Here is a 14,402-nt window from a genome sequence, read left to right as displayed (position 1 = left end):
TGTTATCATGTCAAAAACAGTTTTAATTACAGGTGCTACAAGTGGTATCGGTTATGCAACGGCTGAATTATTAGCCGCACAAAATTTTAAACTTATTCTTTGCGGAAGAAGACAAGAACGTCTTGATGACCTGGTGAATAAATTATCAAATGGGTCAAATTTAATTACTCTAAATTTTGATATACGGGATCGAGAAGCTGTATTAAAAGCCATAAATTCTATTCCAGCTGAATTTTCTAAAATTGATGTTTTATTAAATAATGCGGGTAATGCGCACGGTCTAGATCCAATTGATAAAGGTAGTATTGATGATTGGGATGCCATGTTAGATATTAATGTAAAAGGTTTGCTTTACATTACAAAAGCCATTTTACCGCAAATGGTTGAAAGAAAAGGGGGGCACATTATTAATATTGGATCCACGGCGGGGAAAGAAGTTTACCCAAACGGAAATGTTTATTGTGCTAGTAAGTATGCTGTTGATGCAATAAATCAAGGTTTGCGAATTGATTTAAATGCCTACGGAATTCGAGTAGGGGCAGTGAACCCAGGTTTGGTAGAAACTGAATTTAGTGATGTGCGTTTTAAAGGTGATTTAGAAAGAGCTAAAAATGTTTATAAGGGTTTTCAACCCCTAAGACCTGAAGATGTGGCTGATATTATTCACTTTGTAATCACACGGCCGTATCATGTAAATATTGCTGATTTGGTTGTAATGTCTACAGCGCAAGCTTCTTCTACAATCGTAAACAAAAATGATTAACAAACGGCTTCTTGTAAAAAACCTTCTCGCTCATAATGATGAAAATAGTTTTTATGACAAAAAGCGTTTTATCAATTTTGGCTCTAAAGAGGGTAAAGCCAAATTCTTAAAGCATGTCTGTGCATTGGCTAATAGCAATCCTAAAAATAATTCATTTATTGTTGTTGGGGTAGAAGATGAAGACAATAAGATAGTGGGAGTTGATTTCTTTGATGATAGTAAAATTCAAAATCTTGTTAATGCCTATTTAGATAATCCACCATTAATTTCTTATGAGAATATACCTTTTCCGCAATTGGAAGAAGGTAAAGTTGTTGGCCTAGTCACCATTAAATCAAATGGGAAAGTTTGTGCATTGCGTAAGAATATTTGGAAGTATTATGGCGGCGCTGTTTTCTTTAGAGAAGGTAGTATTAGTATGCCAAAAGCTTTTGATGTAGAATTAAAAGATATCAATTCAAAGTTGGTTGCTACCGTTGAGCAGCATGCCAAAAATAATATTGAACTTACGCTTGATGGTGTTATCGATTTTATAAATAATAGACATAAAGATTTAGAGAGTAGTTATAAAGTTTTTAAAGAGCAATTCATTGTTTGTTGGGCAGGAAACACTAAAGTTGTTAATGATAAAACCTTTTATTCACGTGTAGATATTGAACTAATTAATGAGCAGGTAAAACTTTTTTATTCTGCTTTAGATGAAGTCACAATCTCATTTGATGATGATTCATTTTCAACCGTTGAATATGTAAATCTAGAACTAGGTGCAAGTCAAAAATATTTTCCGTTAGAAGAAACCAATATTGTTTTCTCAGAAAATGGCACCTATCAAATACAGAGTAATCTACTTTTTGAACCACCGCAATATGATGCTAAAACGTTGCACCATATTTTTAACGCAAATAATGCTTTGTTGAAAAAATTAGAAAAGAACATAACGTTAAATTCTTCGGAAGTAAAAGATATAGAGCAGTTGCCAGATTCGTATTTAATTTGCTATTTCAATGGTTTTGAAGATGCAAAAGATAAAATGGAAAATGCGCGTTCACTCTTGAAAAAATTTGATAAAGAAATTTATCTATCTTTAAAAGAAGCACTCAGAATTTTACGAAAGGTTAAGTATAGTTAGAATATTATTCCTCCATAACTTTTATAAGTTCATCAATTTTTTTTATTTGTTCGCTGATTTTTTTCACCTCCCATATACTATATATGTAGGCTCCTATGTGCCCAGCTACACCAAGAATTATTAATTTGATAACGAAAGATAGATTGATTATCCCATCAAAGTATACACCGGCGATTGATAAAAAGTAGGCTGGCAACGCTAATAAAGCATACGAGTACATCGACTTAACTATCGTCTTTTTAAGATATATCATATAATCTTTATTTTTTTTTAGGTATTCTAGATAATTTAGTGTGACGGATTCTGGCTTACTCTGTTTAGTCTTTGAAAGTTGCAAGGCGTACCATATTGCCCATATAACTATTAAAAACGAGGCAATTTTAGAAAGAATAGGGGGTATAAAATAGATGCCAAAAAGAAATGCAGGAATCATTGATATTGCTGCGATTTGATCAATTAAAATACGATACTTTACAAATCGAAGAAAACGACTTAAACTAGATTCGAGATTTAGCATCAATCGCGACTTTTCGAATTTTACTTGTTCCACTTGAGGGGAAGATTGCCAAATATTTATAAGTTCGTCTTCTATCATGATAGTGATTTTATACAGTTCAACAATTTCGATTTGATGCGTTTTATTTTTACGGCAATCGTATTTTCAGTTAAGCCCGTAATGCTTGAAATTTCTTTATAAGGCAGTGCTTCTAAATATAGGGTGATGACTGCTTTATCAGCTTCATTTAGCTGTTTAATGCACTTGCGTAGTTGCAGCAATTTCTCTCGTTGTTCACTTTCTTTATCATCTAAAGTTTCTGTTTTATAAAAGTTTATAGCGCGACTGTCTAAGCGCAACAATTTCTTTTGTTTTTTAATCTCTTTGGTTTTTAAGCGCAGACAAACATTTAAGGTTATCCGATACATCCAGGTGCCAATTGTTGAATTTCCTTTGAATGTGGGCATAGATTTCCAGATGTTTACCAATACCTCTTGAAAAAGGTCTTTGGTGTCATCGTCATCTTTAGCATAGACTGAGCATATTCGAAGTAGCTTATGCTGATGCTCATCTAGTGCAGAAAGAAAAGTAGTTTCTAAGTCTTTATCCATAGTATTGCTTTGTCTCTAACTATTTAGTGACATGGCCTATGAAAATATGACAAAGAATGTGAAGTTTTTAAAAAATCTGTTCAGTACTTGGTAATGATGGAATAGCTCCAAAATTTGTTGTAGTAATTGCACCGGCTTTGTTTGCAATTTCAATCATTTTTTCTAAAACAGTAGATTCTGTAATAATGCTTTTTGGATCCGCTAATGAAGAAATTTGTCTTAGTAAGCAACCTATGAAGGCATCACCGGCTCCGGTCGTGTCTACTGGTTCAACGGGAATACTTCCAATTGTTTTTTTGAGGTTAGGAGCACTGACGTATGTGCCTTCACCCCCTAAGGTAACTACTATTAATGGCACCCCCGTTTCATGAAAATAGTCACAGGCGTCTTCTAACTTAGCTTTGCCCGAAAGTAATTGTGCTTCCTCTAAACTAAATTTACAGAGATGTGATTTTTCTATGAATGGTTTACATTTTTTAATGAAAGTTTTGGCATCATCTTTCCAAAGATCTTCTCTGAAATTAGGATCAAAACTTATAAAAGAATTCTTTGTTAGTGCATCAAATAAATAGTGACTGTATGCATCTTCTAAATTACCACCAAGTAGCGCTGTAGCGGCACCAAAATGAACTAAATTGTCTTTAAAACTTTTCTTAATTGCTGGGTCATATTGTAGTTCTTTATCTGCCCCTCTGCTAAAAACAAAATCTCGTTCGCCATCATCAGAAATAGAAACGAAAGCTAAAGTGGTAAACGTTTTTGATCGTTGTGCTAAGCTTAAATCAACTTTATACTCTTCAAGAATGCGTAATAAAAAATCACCAAATTGATCGTTGCCAACGCATCCTATAAAACTACTTTTACCATCTAGCTTTGCAATTGCGCAAGCAACATTAGCCGGTGCGCCACCAGCCTTTTTTGTAAATATGTTGGCCAATGAAAGGTCATTACCCTGTTTTTCAGCTACGAAATCTATTAATAATTCTCCGATACAGAAAACTTCTTTCATCTAGTAATTGGTCTTTTAAAGTTGGTAATGATTACAAAAGGTGTGTTGTTTACACGAAAATAATAGAAGGTTGTAGAATTGTAATATATAAAAAAGCAATTAAAAATTAGCGATATTTTAATAAGCTCTCCTGTAATAATTCCTTACCTTTTTATCCAAATATATAAAACTATAGACACAATGAATTTATTTGATGAAATAAAGAAAAAACTTAGCCATGAATTTATAGATATAGTTGAATGGCTAGACAATACTAATGATACAATTGTACATCGTTTTGAACGCTACCAAAATGAAATAAAAAATGGTGCACAACTCATAGTTAGAGAAGGGCAAGAAGCGGTTTTCATAAGTGAAGGTCAATTGGCTGATGTCTTTAAGCCGGGCACCTATACGTTAAATACCCAGAACCTTCCTGTTCTTTCAACAATTAAAGGATGGAAGTATGGTTTTAATAGTCCGTTTAAAGCTGAGGTTTATTTTGTAAACACTCGCCTATTTACCGATGAAAAATGGGGTACAAAAAACCCATTTATTTTAAGCGATGAGCGTTTTGGTATGGTTGAGATTAGAGCTTTTGGTACCTATAGTTTTAGAATTCAAGAGTCAGGTAAATTTGTAATCAATGTTGTCGGTACTGATGGTCATTTTACAAATTATGAAGTAAATGAACACCTAAAAAGCTTAATAGTGACTCGTTTTACCAATACAATTGGTGGCGCTAATTTGCCTATTGAAATGTACGCTGCTAATACCACAGAGCTTTCTGAAACATGCCAAGAAGTTATGCAGCCAGAATTTGGACGTGTTGGTATTGAGCTAGAGCGGTTTTACATTGAAAATGTTTCAATGCCAGAAGAGCTTAAAAAAGAAATATTTGAATACAGTCGTTTAGATAAGTTAGATATGACCAAGCTGGCTCAGTTTAAAGCTGCAAAAGCAATGGAAGAAGCTGCTAAAAATGAAGGTGGTACTGCTGGCGCTGGCATGGGAATGGGAATGGGTTTTGTTTTAGCGCAACAAATGGGAAATATGATGAATCCGAACTTAGGACAACAACCCGCTGTTCAGGCTTCAACTGGCGCTTCAATTCCACCGCCAATGCCTGTGCAAACAATGTATCACTTTGCAGTTAATGGTCAGCAACAGGGCCCAGCACCAATTGAAAAATTGCAAGAACTTTTTGCAAATAGAACCATCAATAAAGATACCTTAGTTTGGAAACAGGGTCTTTCAGGGTGGGTTGCTTTAAAAGATGTTGAAGAGCTGAAAGTGTTTTTAGGAGGAAATACGCCTCCACCTTTGCCAACTACATAATTCAAGAACCAATATGTTGAGTATAGGCTTTGATTTTTTGTTCAAGGTTAAGTATTAAACTATTGGTCAAATAAAGATTTCTATCAAAATTTATCCGAAGGGAGAATAAAGTATTGGGTTGAGGTGAATGGAAGACGTTAAAAATTCAGAAAGTAAAAAGGCCTGTGCCTCTTGTGGTGCAGAATTGAAATTCAAGCCCGGTTCACATCAGATTAAATGTGAGTATTGTGGGTATGAAGAATTTATTGAGAATTCAAAAAGTAGTTTTGAAGAATTAGAGCTGCAACATTATTTAAAAGTTGTGGGTGATAATGCATACACCGAAACTATTGATCTGCTTCATTGTAAGAACTGTGGTGCTAATCAGCATACTGAGGAAAACTTTAAATCATTGCATTGTGTGTATTGTAGCGAGCCTTTGATTAAAGAGGATATTAATAAAGAAGGATGGATAATACCTGGTGCACTCGTACCTTTTCAGCTTGACTCTAAAAGGGCTCAATCTATTTTTAAAAATTGGGTGAGCGGTATTTGGTTTGCCCCTGACAATCTTAAAAAGGCAGCTTTAGACCCTGAAGGATTACACGGAATTTATATTCCACATTGGACCTTTGATGCTAAAATTCGTGCGGGTTATCAAGGGCAACGTGGTGAGTATTATTATGAAACCAAAAGAATAAAGACTAAAAGTGGAGTTCAAAATAGACAGGTTCGAAAAACAAAATGGTATCCGGCTTCGGGATCGATTGATGGGTTTGCTGATGACATTTTAATTAATTCATCTGAAAAAAAGCGTCGTGAAATTCCGAAGGCAGTAGCTTTCTGGAATTTAGAAGAATTAACAGGCTTCAATTCTAAATATTTATCAGGTTTTGTAACAGAAAAATATACCATATCCTTAAAAGAGGGTCACCATCAGTCTTTTCAAACAGCAAAAGATATTGCATATTCTATTATTAGGCGCGATATTGGTGGTGATACCCAACGCATTCATAGTGCAGATATTAAGTTGTCAGATGAAACTTTTAAGCATATTCTATTGCCCATGTATATTAGTGCTTACAGGTTTAATGGTAAAGAATATCATTTCTATATTAACGGGCAAACAGGCAAAATAAGTGGTACAAGACCTTATTCATTCTGGAAAATTTTCTTTTTGGTGATTTTTATCATTGTAGTTATTGCCGTAATAGCGATTTTTGTACAATGAGAACACTGGTAATAGGAGACATACATTCAGGTTTGCGTGGGTTAATTCAAGTTTTTGAGCGTGCAAAAGTTACACGTGATGATCGATTGGTTTTTTTAGGTGATTATGTAGACGGATGGAGCGAAGCTGTAGAAACTGTTGATTTTTTATCAGAACTTGATGAAACACATCAATGTATTTTTTTACGTGGCAATCATGATGAATTGTGTTTAGAATGGTTGTCTAATGATGAAGTAAATGACGTGTGGCTGCAGCATGGTGGACAAGCAACTTTAGATTCATATCGCAATGCTGATGAGTCAGCTAGTGATTTACATATGATGTTCTATGAAGGGCTGAGAAATTATTTTATTGATGAGAATAATAGATTGTATCTGCATGCTGGTTTCACAAACTTGAAGGGTGTTGAACATGAATATTTTGCGAAAACCTTTTATTGGGATCGTACCTTATGGGAAATGGCAGTATCATTAGATAAAGATTTGACTCTTGATAGTCCGAGTTATCCGAAAAGATTGGTGCATTATCTTGAGATATATATAGGCCACACACCGGTGACGCGAATGGGTGAAACCACCCCGCAGAAAGCGGCAAATGTGTGGAATATAGATACCGGGGCCGCCTTTAAAGGACCACTTTCAATAATAGATGTTGACACCAAAGAAGTGTGGCAAAGCGACCCAGTATATTTACTGTATCCTGAAGAAAAAGGACGCAATTAAAAGAGACTTTATTTTAAGACACGACTTAATTATATTATTACGAACTTTGTAAAAAATACGAGATGGCCGAAAAGAATATTAGGTTAGAGGTAATGCAGGCGATTGAACACCAAGTAGACGGGTTTATGAACCAATTTCTTATTCCAGTTGAAGATATATGGCAACCGTCTGATTTTCTACCTGATTCTAGAAGTGATAACTTTTTAGATGAAGTAGAAACATTACGTGGTGAATCAAAAGAGCTTGGATATGATTTCTGGGTTACAATGGTAGCTGATACAATTACTGAAGAAGCTTTACCGACTTATGAATCATGGTTAATGGATGTTGAAGGTGTAAATCAACATGATGGTAAGCCAAACGGTTGGTCAAAATGGGTACGTGCTTGGACAGGGGAAGAAAACCGACATGGTGATGTATTAAATAAATATCTGTATCTCTCAGGCAGAGTAAATATGCGTGAGATTGAGATTACTACGCAGCATTTATTGTCTGATGGTTTTGATATTGGTACTGATAGAGATCCTTATAAAAACTTTGTGTATACTTCATTTCAAGAATTAGCAACCAATATTTCTCATAAAAGAGTTGGTCAAATGGCTAAGAAAAAAGGGAACGCATTGCTTGGTAAAATGTGTACCATTATTGCAGGTGATGAAATGAGACATCATTTAGCATATCGTGAATTTGTTAAAACTATTTTCGGAGAAGATCCTTCAGGTATGATGTTAGCATTTGCTGATATGATGAAGAAAAAAATAGTTATGCCAGCACATTTCTTGAGAGAATCTGGTGGAACAATAGGACAAGCTTTTGAGAATTTTTCAAACTGTGCCCAACGTTTAGGTGTATATACTGCACAAGATTATGTTGATATTTTGCGTAAGCTTAATGCTTATTGGGAGTTAGAAAATATTAGAAGTTTAAATGACGAGGCTGAAAAGGCACGTGATTATCTAATTAAACTACCAGCAAGATTAGAACGAATTTCTGAACGTATGAAATTTCCTGAAGATGAATATCGTTTCAAATGGGTTGAAGCTAATGGAATGATTTAAAATCTTATTCAAGAAATAAAAAAACCTGTCGAAATTAATCGACAGGTTTTTTTATTTCATAGAATCATTGATTACAATTTACCGTGATCATGTTCATCTTGCCATTTAAGAAGTTCAGCCCACTTACCTTCATAGCACATTTTTGCTTGCATAGGCCATGATGCCGGATTGTGTACTTTATACCGTTCTCCACCAGAGTTAAGTATTTCTTGACATTTAGCAACAGAAGCTTCAGAAAGTGCTTTCCATGTAGTTATACCTGCGCTATTAAACATTTCCGAAATTTTTGGACCTATACCTTCTACAACTTTTAAATCGTCTTGCTTAATAGTTTTACCATAAACTGCTTTGGCAGCAGCAGCATCAAAAGGTATTAAAGCAGCAATAGGGGCTGCGGCCATAGCTGTAGGAGCGGCCACTTTAGCAGATAGTTTGCCGTTACAAGCATCTAAATCTGCCCTTAGTTTAGCATTTTTATCTTGCAGTAGTTTTAAATCTGCAGAGTTATCAATTGTAGTACTCTTGCCTTTTCCTAAAAGGTATCCAAATAAAGCACCAAATAATGTGCAAAGTAGCGGAATTAACCAGCACCATATGTTTGAAAAATCAATATCCATTTTAAATTATTTTATTAGTTAACTATTATTTTAATGTTACTTCAGTTCTTCTATTTTTTGCTTTACCATCTTCTGAAGCATTCGTTGCAACAGGTTGTGTTTGGCCTTTTGAACTTGCGTTGATTTTAGTGCCAGAAATACCATTTTTCATAAGGTAGTCTTTAGCAAAATCTGCACGATTTTGTCCAAGTCGCATATTAGTTGAAGCTTTTCCGGTATTATCCGTATGGCCCACAACATTGCAACTGGCATCAGCTACTTTGTCAATATAACGAGATATATCAGCAATTTTTTGTCGCTGAGCTGCCGTTAAAGAAATTGAAGCTTCTGCAGTGTCAAAGTAAAGTACCAAGGGATCAGCGTTTATTTTATCACGTAAAGCTTTCATGTCATCCATAGCATTCGCTGCTTCTGTCTCCAAACTATAAGAAACAGGGCCGTAATAGATGTTGTCTTTTGAAATCATTTCTTCTTTCAATTGACCAAAAGTATTTATCTGAGTTGATGATATACCTTGTTCAACTAGGTGATTTTTAACAGCATTTGCTCTAGCTAGTCCTAAATTGGGGAAAGCACTGTTGTTGTTCTCATCACTTTTATAAAACCCAGTAATATTCATTACTTTATCAGATTGGTCGCCTAAATAAGTTTTAAGAGAACCGATGCAATCATTTACGGCTGTAGCTAAAGGGGTTAGAATTGTTGATGATGACACATTAAAATTATAATTGTCATTTACGTTGCACGAATAACCAACATCGCTCAAGGCAAAGGGGTATGACGTAGTTTCAGGTACTGCTGGTGCTACTACTTTTTCAACTGGGGCATCTTCTGCAACCGCTGCGCCGCATGAACTGCACAGCTGATAGTAGAAAAAAATACCTGCCAGAATCGTAAGTAAGATTCCAATCAGATTTGTTGTTCTTTTACTCATTGTTAATTGTATTTAGTGTTTAGCATACAATGTATTAAAAAATTCACTTAAAATGTTAATTTTTTTCACATTTATTATCTGATACTAAGGTGTTTGAATAGCTACAGCTAGGTCTCTATTATTTTTGATTACGGAATAGATGCACTGCTTTTTGTGTGATTTATAGGATTGCTGTTATTAAAAGCGTTTTTTATTTTCTTCAAGATGTTAACCTTCGTTTTACTGTTTTCATAAAGTGGCATATAAAACTTAAAATATGTGATTATGAAAACTATTAAATTATTTACAGGATTAATGTTAGTGCTAACATTAGTGGTATTTGCTTCATGCAAAAAGGATAATCTGGAGGATGCAATTATTCCACAAGATATGGTAGCTGAAAATTCAGGTAATAGCTCTGATGGTGTAAACAGTTCAAGTAGTACAAATGGGACTAACGGCTCAGATGGTACGAATGGGTCTGATGGTAATGATGGAGAAGATGGAGCAGATGGTGCTGACGGAACTGATGGACAGGATGGAGCTGATGGTGAAGACGGCGCTGACGGTGCAGACGGAGCTCCTGGTCCTCAAGGTCCAAAAGGTGACCCTGGTGCACAAGGTGAGCAGGGAGAACAGGGGGAGCAAGGCCCGAAAGGTGATACTGGTGCTCAAGGTGAGCAGGGCCCAAAAGGTGATGATGGAGTGGATGGTAATGCAAATGTTATTTATGGTAACTGGTTTGTTCCAAACGCTTGGGCGAAAACTACAGTATATGGTATAGATAATTTTGACTACAATAAAGCTGTACCAGAAATTACACAGGAAATACTAAATACAGGAACTATTCTTGTTTACGCAGATTTGAAAAATTTAGCTACATGGCCTAGTGGACAGGTTAGTCAAATGCCTATTAGCTCATATTTTACTACACCAACACCTCATCTTTTAGTTTGGTCAGCTTTCGCAACAGTGGGAAATTTAAGAATAAATATATATGACGATCAAAACACATATAATGGCTTTACTTCTGGTAATCGATTCAGGTATGTAATTATACCAGCCAATATAGCAGCAAAGAAAGCAGGTTTAGATTTCAAGAAAATGTCATACAGTGAAGTATGTGCTGCACTAAATATCCCAGAATAAAATAATTGTTTGAGTTAGGTTGGTTTGTCCGCCGAATGTTTTAATAAAACAAAGCAATCGGCGGATTTTTTAAATAAACTCAGTTAACTGATTTGTCAACTTAACCATCAATTTAATAATAAGTATAGAGAAAGCGATTATTGTGATAGAGAGGTAAAAACCATTTACACAAGATAAAAGCACAGTTATACAAGATTCAAGTTGGCTTGCACAAAAAGTGATAAAATCTTGAATAGAAACCTATATTTTTAAATAGTCAAAATAAGAGAACACATGAAAACGAAAATCTCAAATATGTTGACATTCCTTTTAATGGTGCTGGTGTTAGGTACACAAGCTCTTTTACATGGTAGTTGGTCAATTGATAAAACCAAAAATGTAAATAATAAAGTAAGAAGCTAAAGTGAGTTGATTTTGAACCTTTAGTAAAACTAAATATAGTTAATGTTAAATTAACCGTTGTAATTCAAACTTATCTTTCGGGGGAACGGATAAGCTAGAGAGCAGCGGTTTTTTGTTTTCTATATTTTAATGATGGTGAAACTATTTATTTCTATCTAAGCAATATAAGAAGTATTGCTATTAAAGCAGGCAATGCTTGAATGAAGAATATTTTTTTCTCAACGGTTGCTGCGCCATAGACTCCTGCAACAACAACGCATCCTAAAAAGAAAAGTGCAATGTTATCTTTCCAAAGTACATTAGAAATAAAGAAGGTCCATAATAGGCCGGCGACTAAAAAGCCATTGTATAAGCCTTGATTAGCAGCCATTGCTTTTGTAGGTTCAAATAGATCCTTTGGAAAATTTCTAAATATTTTTGGTCCTTTTGTAGTCCATGCAAACATTTCAAAATAAAGAAAATAAAGGTGCAACAAAGCTACTAAGCCAATTAGAATGCTAATTAAAATATCCATTATACTTGCTAATTGAGTGTTAGTTTAGTGCTTAAATCATTTAAATACGCTTTAACGTATGCAGTGTACTATTCTGTAAAACGTTTGTCAACAGGCATTACGGTACCACAATTATCACAGGTTCGTAATTTCTCAGAACCATAAAATACTTTGAAATGTGCAAGAAAGTCTTTCTCTATATCTTCTAACGTAAAATAGGCTTCATATAATTTAGTATTGCAATTATCACAAAACCACAATAGACCATCATCAATATTCATATCAGCCCGTTTACGTTCTACTACCAAACCAATACTACCTTCATGGCGAACCGGCGAATGTGGAACTTTTGCTGAATGTAAGTACATGTCACCCGGCCCAAGTTTCATGGTTTTCTTTTCGCCATCTTCTTGAATGTGAACTTCAATGTTACCCTCTAATTGATAAAAGAGTTCTTCCGTTTCATTGTAGTGATAGTCTTTTCGGGCATTAGGGCCAGCAACAATCATCACTATATAATCACCAGCATCTTTATACAAGTTTTTATTCCCTACCGGAGGTTTAAGTGTATCACGGTTTTCGGTAATCCATTTATTAAGATTGAAGGGAGGTGCAATAGCCATAGTAGTTTGTTGAAAGCGTATCAAGTTGTTCCATTAAAGAACAACCGATGGCGGATTTCTTCAAATTTAAAAAAAGAAACTGACATGCAGTAGATGTCTATAAAACAAAAACTACGTACTATCTAAAGAAGAGTTGTGTGAAATATAATTTACCACTGGCATCACTTTTTACACTTACAGCCGTATGTGTAAATTCACCTTCCATGGTTTTTTTGTGACTCGCACTACCTAACCAATTTTCATAAGCACCAGCTGCAGTATCGAAATTTTTAGCAACATTCTCAGCAACATATTCAACATCTATAACTGCTGCGATTTTAGAAGCACGTGAGCTAAAATTATCATGACTTAAATTACCTTTTGAAATCATATAGTCATTGTGCGCATTTGCTTCAACATATGCTTCTTCGCTAAATTCAAGTGTATTGACACCAATAGATAAACGATGGTTATTTACAACATCTAATAGTTCCTCTTCAACTACGATATTATTCTTGGCTATAGGAAGGTCACTACTGTTTGTATTTTCTAAGGATTCTTTGCTGCACGAACTCCCCAAACATACAAACAAGACCAACATAAGGTGTTGTAATCTCATTTTCATATAAAAATATCTTTAAAGTAGGTCGTTCTAGTACCACTTTAAGTAGGAGAAAAGAAAGGGGAATTTCTTGTGTTCTAGTGTTGAATTGGGGCATCAACAACACGAATATAGAAAAACCTCACGCTGCTTTAATCGAATATTTTCGTTTTTCGACGAAATACACCAACAACCATCTTTTTGTAGTCTAAAAGATACAAGTATTATAATCTTAAATAGCTCTGCTTACAAGAATTGCTTCTATTTAATTGATTTTTTTGAGATATGTTATTTGTGCTAAATTGTAGGTTGAATATTAAAACGGACTATAAAAATTAGCTGAAGACGAAGTTTCTTGTAATTCGGAAGGGTTTTCTTCTTTCTTCAAAACCTTAGAAAATATAAAAACTCCAATTTCTTTGATGGGCTCATAAAGAACAGATTGCTGAACCTTTTCGTTTTTTACCATGCCTAATGAGCTATTTGCTCGCTCTATAAAAACAAGTATAGCTCCCAAAATCACAGCTACTTTTAAAGCTCCAAAAAGGGCGCCTGCAATTTTATTAAGCAAACCTAGCATTGCAAAATTTACAACTTTTGTTAATAGTTTGGCCAACAGATTTACAACTATTACTATTATGATAAAGGTGATAACAAATGCAGTGATGCTAATATAACGCTCATCCCAATTCATGTTTTGCGAGAGATAATCGCCAGTGTAATATGAAAAGTGAATTGCTCCGTATATACCAGCAATCAATGCTAATATTGATGCAACTTCTACTAATAGTCCATTTTTAAGTCCCTTATACAGTCCATATACCAGTAGTATGCCGAGTACAATATCTAAAAAATTCATACAACAAATATAGCTTTTTGATTTGTACCTTTGAATGCGCTTTGTGTTCATGCAAAGTTAAAATTCATTGAATTAGAAGTATAAATGTCTAGAGACGTACAATTAAAAGAACGCTGGGAAATATTGGTCGAAAAACTTTCGAAACAATTTGCAGATGGTGATAATTTAGAATTGGATGCCATAATTTATTTAGTGGGAATTCAAGAATTAGGGCAATACCATAAAAAATATAAGAAAGACGATAAGCTTGATCTTATGCATATTGCAATTTGTCGTTTGCTAGAACCTTATGGTTATTATGAATTTGATTATTTTGATGATGAAGGATGGCCACATTATATTATAAAAGAAGAATTACCTCCGTTGAAAGCTGGTGAACAATCGGTTTTAATGAAAGAAGCTATTGTTAATTATTTTGTTACCAAGGAGTATATTATTTAATTCAGGTGAC

At 34.6% G+C, this 14,402-nt stretch carries 18 protein-coding genes; 9 read left to right on the top strand and 9 right to left on the bottom strand.

Translation table 11 applies throughout. The annotated features are described in order from the left end of the window. Positions 1-7: 7 nt before the first annotated feature. Positions 8-763 (top strand): SDR family NAD(P)-dependent oxidoreductase, encoded by a 756-nt coding sequence (locus JQC67_RS02255; RefSeq protein WP_203251239.1) that lies wholly within the window; start codon positions 8-10, stop codon positions 761-763. After that, the gene (locus JQC67_RS02250) at positions 756-1,892 is read left to right on the top strand and encodes an ATP-binding protein (RefSeq protein ID WP_203251238.1); all 1,137 of its coding nucleotides are present in this window, start codon (positions 756-758) and stop codon (positions 1,890-1,892) included. Before JQC67_RS02255 ends, JQC67_RS02250 begins: the two co-directional genes overlap by 8 nt. Before the next feature lie 4 nt (positions 1,893-1,896). On the opposite strand, the gene JQC67_RS02245 is transcribed toward JQC67_RS02250, so the two are convergent. The 3 genes from JQC67_RS02245 to JQC67_RS02235 all read right to left on the bottom strand — a co-directional run bounded on the left by JQC67_RS02245 (position 1,897) and on the right by JQC67_RS02235 (position 4,008). After that, the gene (locus JQC67_RS02245; protein WP_203251237.1) at positions 1,897-2,487 is read right to left on the bottom strand and encodes a hypothetical protein; all 591 of its coding nucleotides are present in this window, start codon (positions 2,485-2,487) and stop codon (positions 1,897-1,899) included. Further along, positions 2,484-2,999: an RNA polymerase sigma factor gene (locus JQC67_RS02240; protein ID WP_203251236.1), complete on the bottom strand. Its 516-nt coding sequence runs from the start codon at positions 2,997-2,999 to the stop codon at positions 2,484-2,486. The genes JQC67_RS02245 and JQC67_RS02240 overlap by 4 nt, the downstream gene beginning before the upstream one ends. A gap of 67 nt (positions 3,000-3,066) precedes the next feature. After that, positions 3,067-4,008 (bottom strand): carbohydrate kinase family protein, encoded by a 942-nt coding sequence (locus JQC67_RS02235; protein WP_203251235.1) that lies wholly within the window; start codon positions 4,006-4,008, stop codon positions 3,067-3,069. 180 nt (positions 4,009-4,188) lie between these two features. On the opposite strand from JQC67_RS02235, the gene JQC67_RS02230 reads away from it, so the two are divergent. The 4 genes from JQC67_RS02230 (at position 4,189) to JQC67_RS02215 (ending at position 8,315) form a co-directional block, all read left to right on the top strand. Next, complete coding sequence (locus tag JQC67_RS02230) at positions 4,189-5,325, top strand: SPFH domain-containing protein (RefSeq protein WP_203251234.1); 1,137 nt, start codon at positions 4,189-4,191, stop codon at positions 5,323-5,325. Between the two features lie 127 nt (positions 5,326-5,452). Further along, positions 5,453-6,535 carry a DNA helicase PriA gene (locus JQC67_RS02225; protein ID WP_203251233.1) on the top strand — a complete coding sequence of 361 codons (1,083 nt, stop codon included), beginning with the start codon at positions 5,453-5,455 and terminating at the stop codon, positions 6,533-6,535. Beyond that, on the top strand, positions 6,532-7,257 hold the full coding sequence (locus JQC67_RS02220) for a metallophosphoesterase (protein WP_203251232.1): 726 nt from the start codon (positions 6,532-6,534) through the stop codon (positions 7,255-7,257). The genes JQC67_RS02225 and JQC67_RS02220 overlap by 4 nt, the downstream gene beginning before the upstream one ends. Positions 7,258-7,319: 62 nt before the next feature. Further along, complete coding sequence (locus tag JQC67_RS02215; protein ID WP_203251231.1) at positions 7,320-8,315, top strand: acyl-ACP desaturase; 996 nt, start codon at positions 7,320-7,322, stop codon at positions 8,313-8,315. Between the two features lie 71 nt (positions 8,316-8,386). On the opposite strand, the gene JQC67_RS02210 is transcribed toward JQC67_RS02215, so the two are convergent. Next, positions 8,387-8,932, bottom strand: coding sequence for a hypothetical protein (locus JQC67_RS02210; protein ID WP_203251230.1), 546 nt, complete (start codon positions 8,930-8,932; stop codon positions 8,387-8,389). Positions 8,933-8,957: 25 nt separating this feature from the next. Beyond that, positions 8,958-9,866, bottom strand: coding sequence for an OmpA family protein (locus JQC67_RS02205; RefSeq protein ID WP_203251229.1), 909 nt, complete (start codon positions 9,864-9,866; stop codon positions 8,958-8,960). Between the two features lie 264 nt (positions 9,867-10,130). On the opposite strand from JQC67_RS02205, the gene JQC67_RS02200 reads away from it, so the two are divergent. Further along, positions 10,131-10,994: a collagen-like domain-containing protein gene (locus JQC67_RS02200; RefSeq protein WP_203251228.1), complete on the top strand. Its 864-nt coding sequence runs from the start codon at positions 10,131-10,133 to the stop codon at positions 10,992-10,994. 273 nt (positions 10,995-11,267) lie between these two features. After that, positions 11,268-11,396, top strand: coding sequence for a hypothetical protein (locus tag JQC67_RS19125; protein WP_262896942.1), 129 nt, complete (start codon positions 11,268-11,270; stop codon positions 11,394-11,396). 151 nt (positions 11,397-11,547) lie between these two features. Here JQC67_RS19125 and JQC67_RS02195 read toward each other — a convergent pair whose 3' ends face one another. The 4 genes from JQC67_RS02195 to JQC67_RS02180 all read right to left on the bottom strand — a co-directional run bounded on the left by JQC67_RS02195 (position 11,548) and on the right by JQC67_RS02180 (position 13,951). Further along, complete coding sequence (locus JQC67_RS02195; protein ID WP_203251227.1) at positions 11,548-11,910, bottom strand: DUF1304 domain-containing protein; 363 nt, start codon at positions 11,908-11,910, stop codon at positions 11,548-11,550. A 68-nt stretch (positions 11,911-11,978) separates the two neighbouring features. Further along, entirely contained in the window at positions 11,979-12,512 is a 534-nt protein-coding gene (locus JQC67_RS02190; protein WP_203251226.1) for a 3-hydroxyanthranilate 3,4-dioxygenase, read from the bottom strand. A 118-nt stretch (positions 12,513-12,630) separates the two neighbouring features. Next, entirely contained in the window at positions 12,631-13,116 is a 486-nt protein-coding gene (locus JQC67_RS02185; protein ID WP_203251225.1) for a CAP domain-containing protein, read from the bottom strand. Positions 13,117-13,408: 292 nt separating this feature from the next. Continuing rightward, positions 13,409-13,951 carry a CvpA family protein gene (locus JQC67_RS02180; RefSeq protein WP_203251224.1) on the bottom strand — a complete coding sequence of 181 codons (543 nt, stop codon included), beginning with the start codon at positions 13,949-13,951 and terminating at the stop codon, positions 13,409-13,411. An 84-nt stretch (positions 13,952-14,035) separates the two neighbouring features. Between JQC67_RS02180 and JQC67_RS02175 the strand changes: the two genes are divergently transcribed. Beyond that, positions 14,036-14,392 (top strand): hypothetical protein, encoded by a 357-nt coding sequence (locus JQC67_RS02175; RefSeq protein WP_203251223.1) that lies wholly within the window; start codon positions 14,036-14,038, stop codon positions 14,390-14,392. Positions 14,393-14,402: the final 10 nt, after the last annotated feature.

Source organism: Aurantibacter crassamenti, assembly GCF_016811105.1.
In the GTDB taxonomy this organism is placed as follows: domain Bacteria; phylum Bacteroidota; class Bacteroidia; order Flavobacteriales; family Flavobacteriaceae; genus Aurantibacter_A; species Aurantibacter_A crassamenti.
This window is presented reverse-complemented; position numbering and strand designations above follow the sequence as displayed.

Coding starts and splice junctions, on each gene's coding strand:
- JQC67_RS02255 (WP_203251239.1), top strand. CDS start 8: ATGTCAAAAACAGTTTTAATTACAGGTGCTACAAGTGGTATCGGTTAT.
- JQC67_RS02250 (WP_203251238.1), top strand. CDS start 756: ATGATTAACAAACGGCTTCTTGTAAAAAACCTTCTCGCTCATAATGAT.
- JQC67_RS02245 (WP_203251237.1), bottom strand. CDS start 2,487: ATGATAGAAGACGAACTTATAAATATTTGGCAATCTTCCCCTCAAGTG.
- JQC67_RS02240 (WP_203251236.1), bottom strand. CDS start 2,999: ATGGATAAAGACTTAGAAACTACTTTTCTTTCTGCACTAGATGAGCAT.
- JQC67_RS02235 (WP_203251235.1), bottom strand. CDS start 4,008: ATGAAAGAAGTTTTCTGTATCGGAGAATTATTAATAGATTTCGTAGCT.
- JQC67_RS02230 (WP_203251234.1), top strand. CDS start 4,189: ATGAATTTATTTGATGAAATAAAGAAAAAACTTAGCCATGAATTTATA.
- JQC67_RS02225 (WP_203251233.1), top strand. CDS start 5,453: ATGGAAGACGTTAAAAATTCAGAAAGTAAAAAGGCCTGTGCCTCTTGT.
- JQC67_RS02220 (WP_203251232.1), top strand. CDS start 6,532: ATGAGAACACTGGTAATAGGAGACATACATTCAGGTTTGCGTGGGTTA.
- JQC67_RS02215 (WP_203251231.1), top strand. CDS start 7,320: ATGGCCGAAAAGAATATTAGGTTAGAGGTAATGCAGGCGATTGAACAC.
- JQC67_RS02210 (WP_203251230.1), bottom strand. CDS start 8,932: ATGGATATTGATTTTTCAAACATATGGTGCTGGTTAATTCCGCTACTT.
- JQC67_RS02205 (WP_203251229.1), bottom strand. CDS start 9,866: ATGAGTAAAAGAACAACAAATCTGATTGGAATCTTACTTACGATTCTG.
- JQC67_RS02200 (WP_203251228.1), top strand. CDS start 10,131: ATGAAAACTATTAAATTATTTACAGGATTAATGTTAGTGCTAACATTA.
- JQC67_RS19125 (WP_262896942.1), top strand. CDS start 11,268: ATGAAAACGAAAATCTCAAATATGTTGACATTCCTTTTAATGGTGCTG.
- JQC67_RS02195 (WP_203251227.1), bottom strand. CDS start 11,910: ATGGATATTTTAATTAGCATTCTAATTGGCTTAGTAGCTTTGTTGCAC.
- JQC67_RS02190 (WP_203251226.1), bottom strand. CDS start 12,512: ATGGCTATTGCACCTCCCTTCAATCTTAATAAATGGATTACCGAAAAC.
- JQC67_RS02185 (WP_203251225.1), bottom strand. CDS start 13,116: ATGAAAATGAGATTACAACACCTTATGTTGGTCTTGTTTGTATGTTTG.
- JQC67_RS02180 (WP_203251224.1), bottom strand. CDS start 13,951: ATGAATTTTTTAGATATTGTACTCGGCATACTACTGGTATATGGACTG.
- JQC67_RS02175 (WP_203251223.1), top strand. CDS start 14,036: ATGTCTAGAGACGTACAATTAAAAGAACGCTGGGAAATATTGGTCGAA.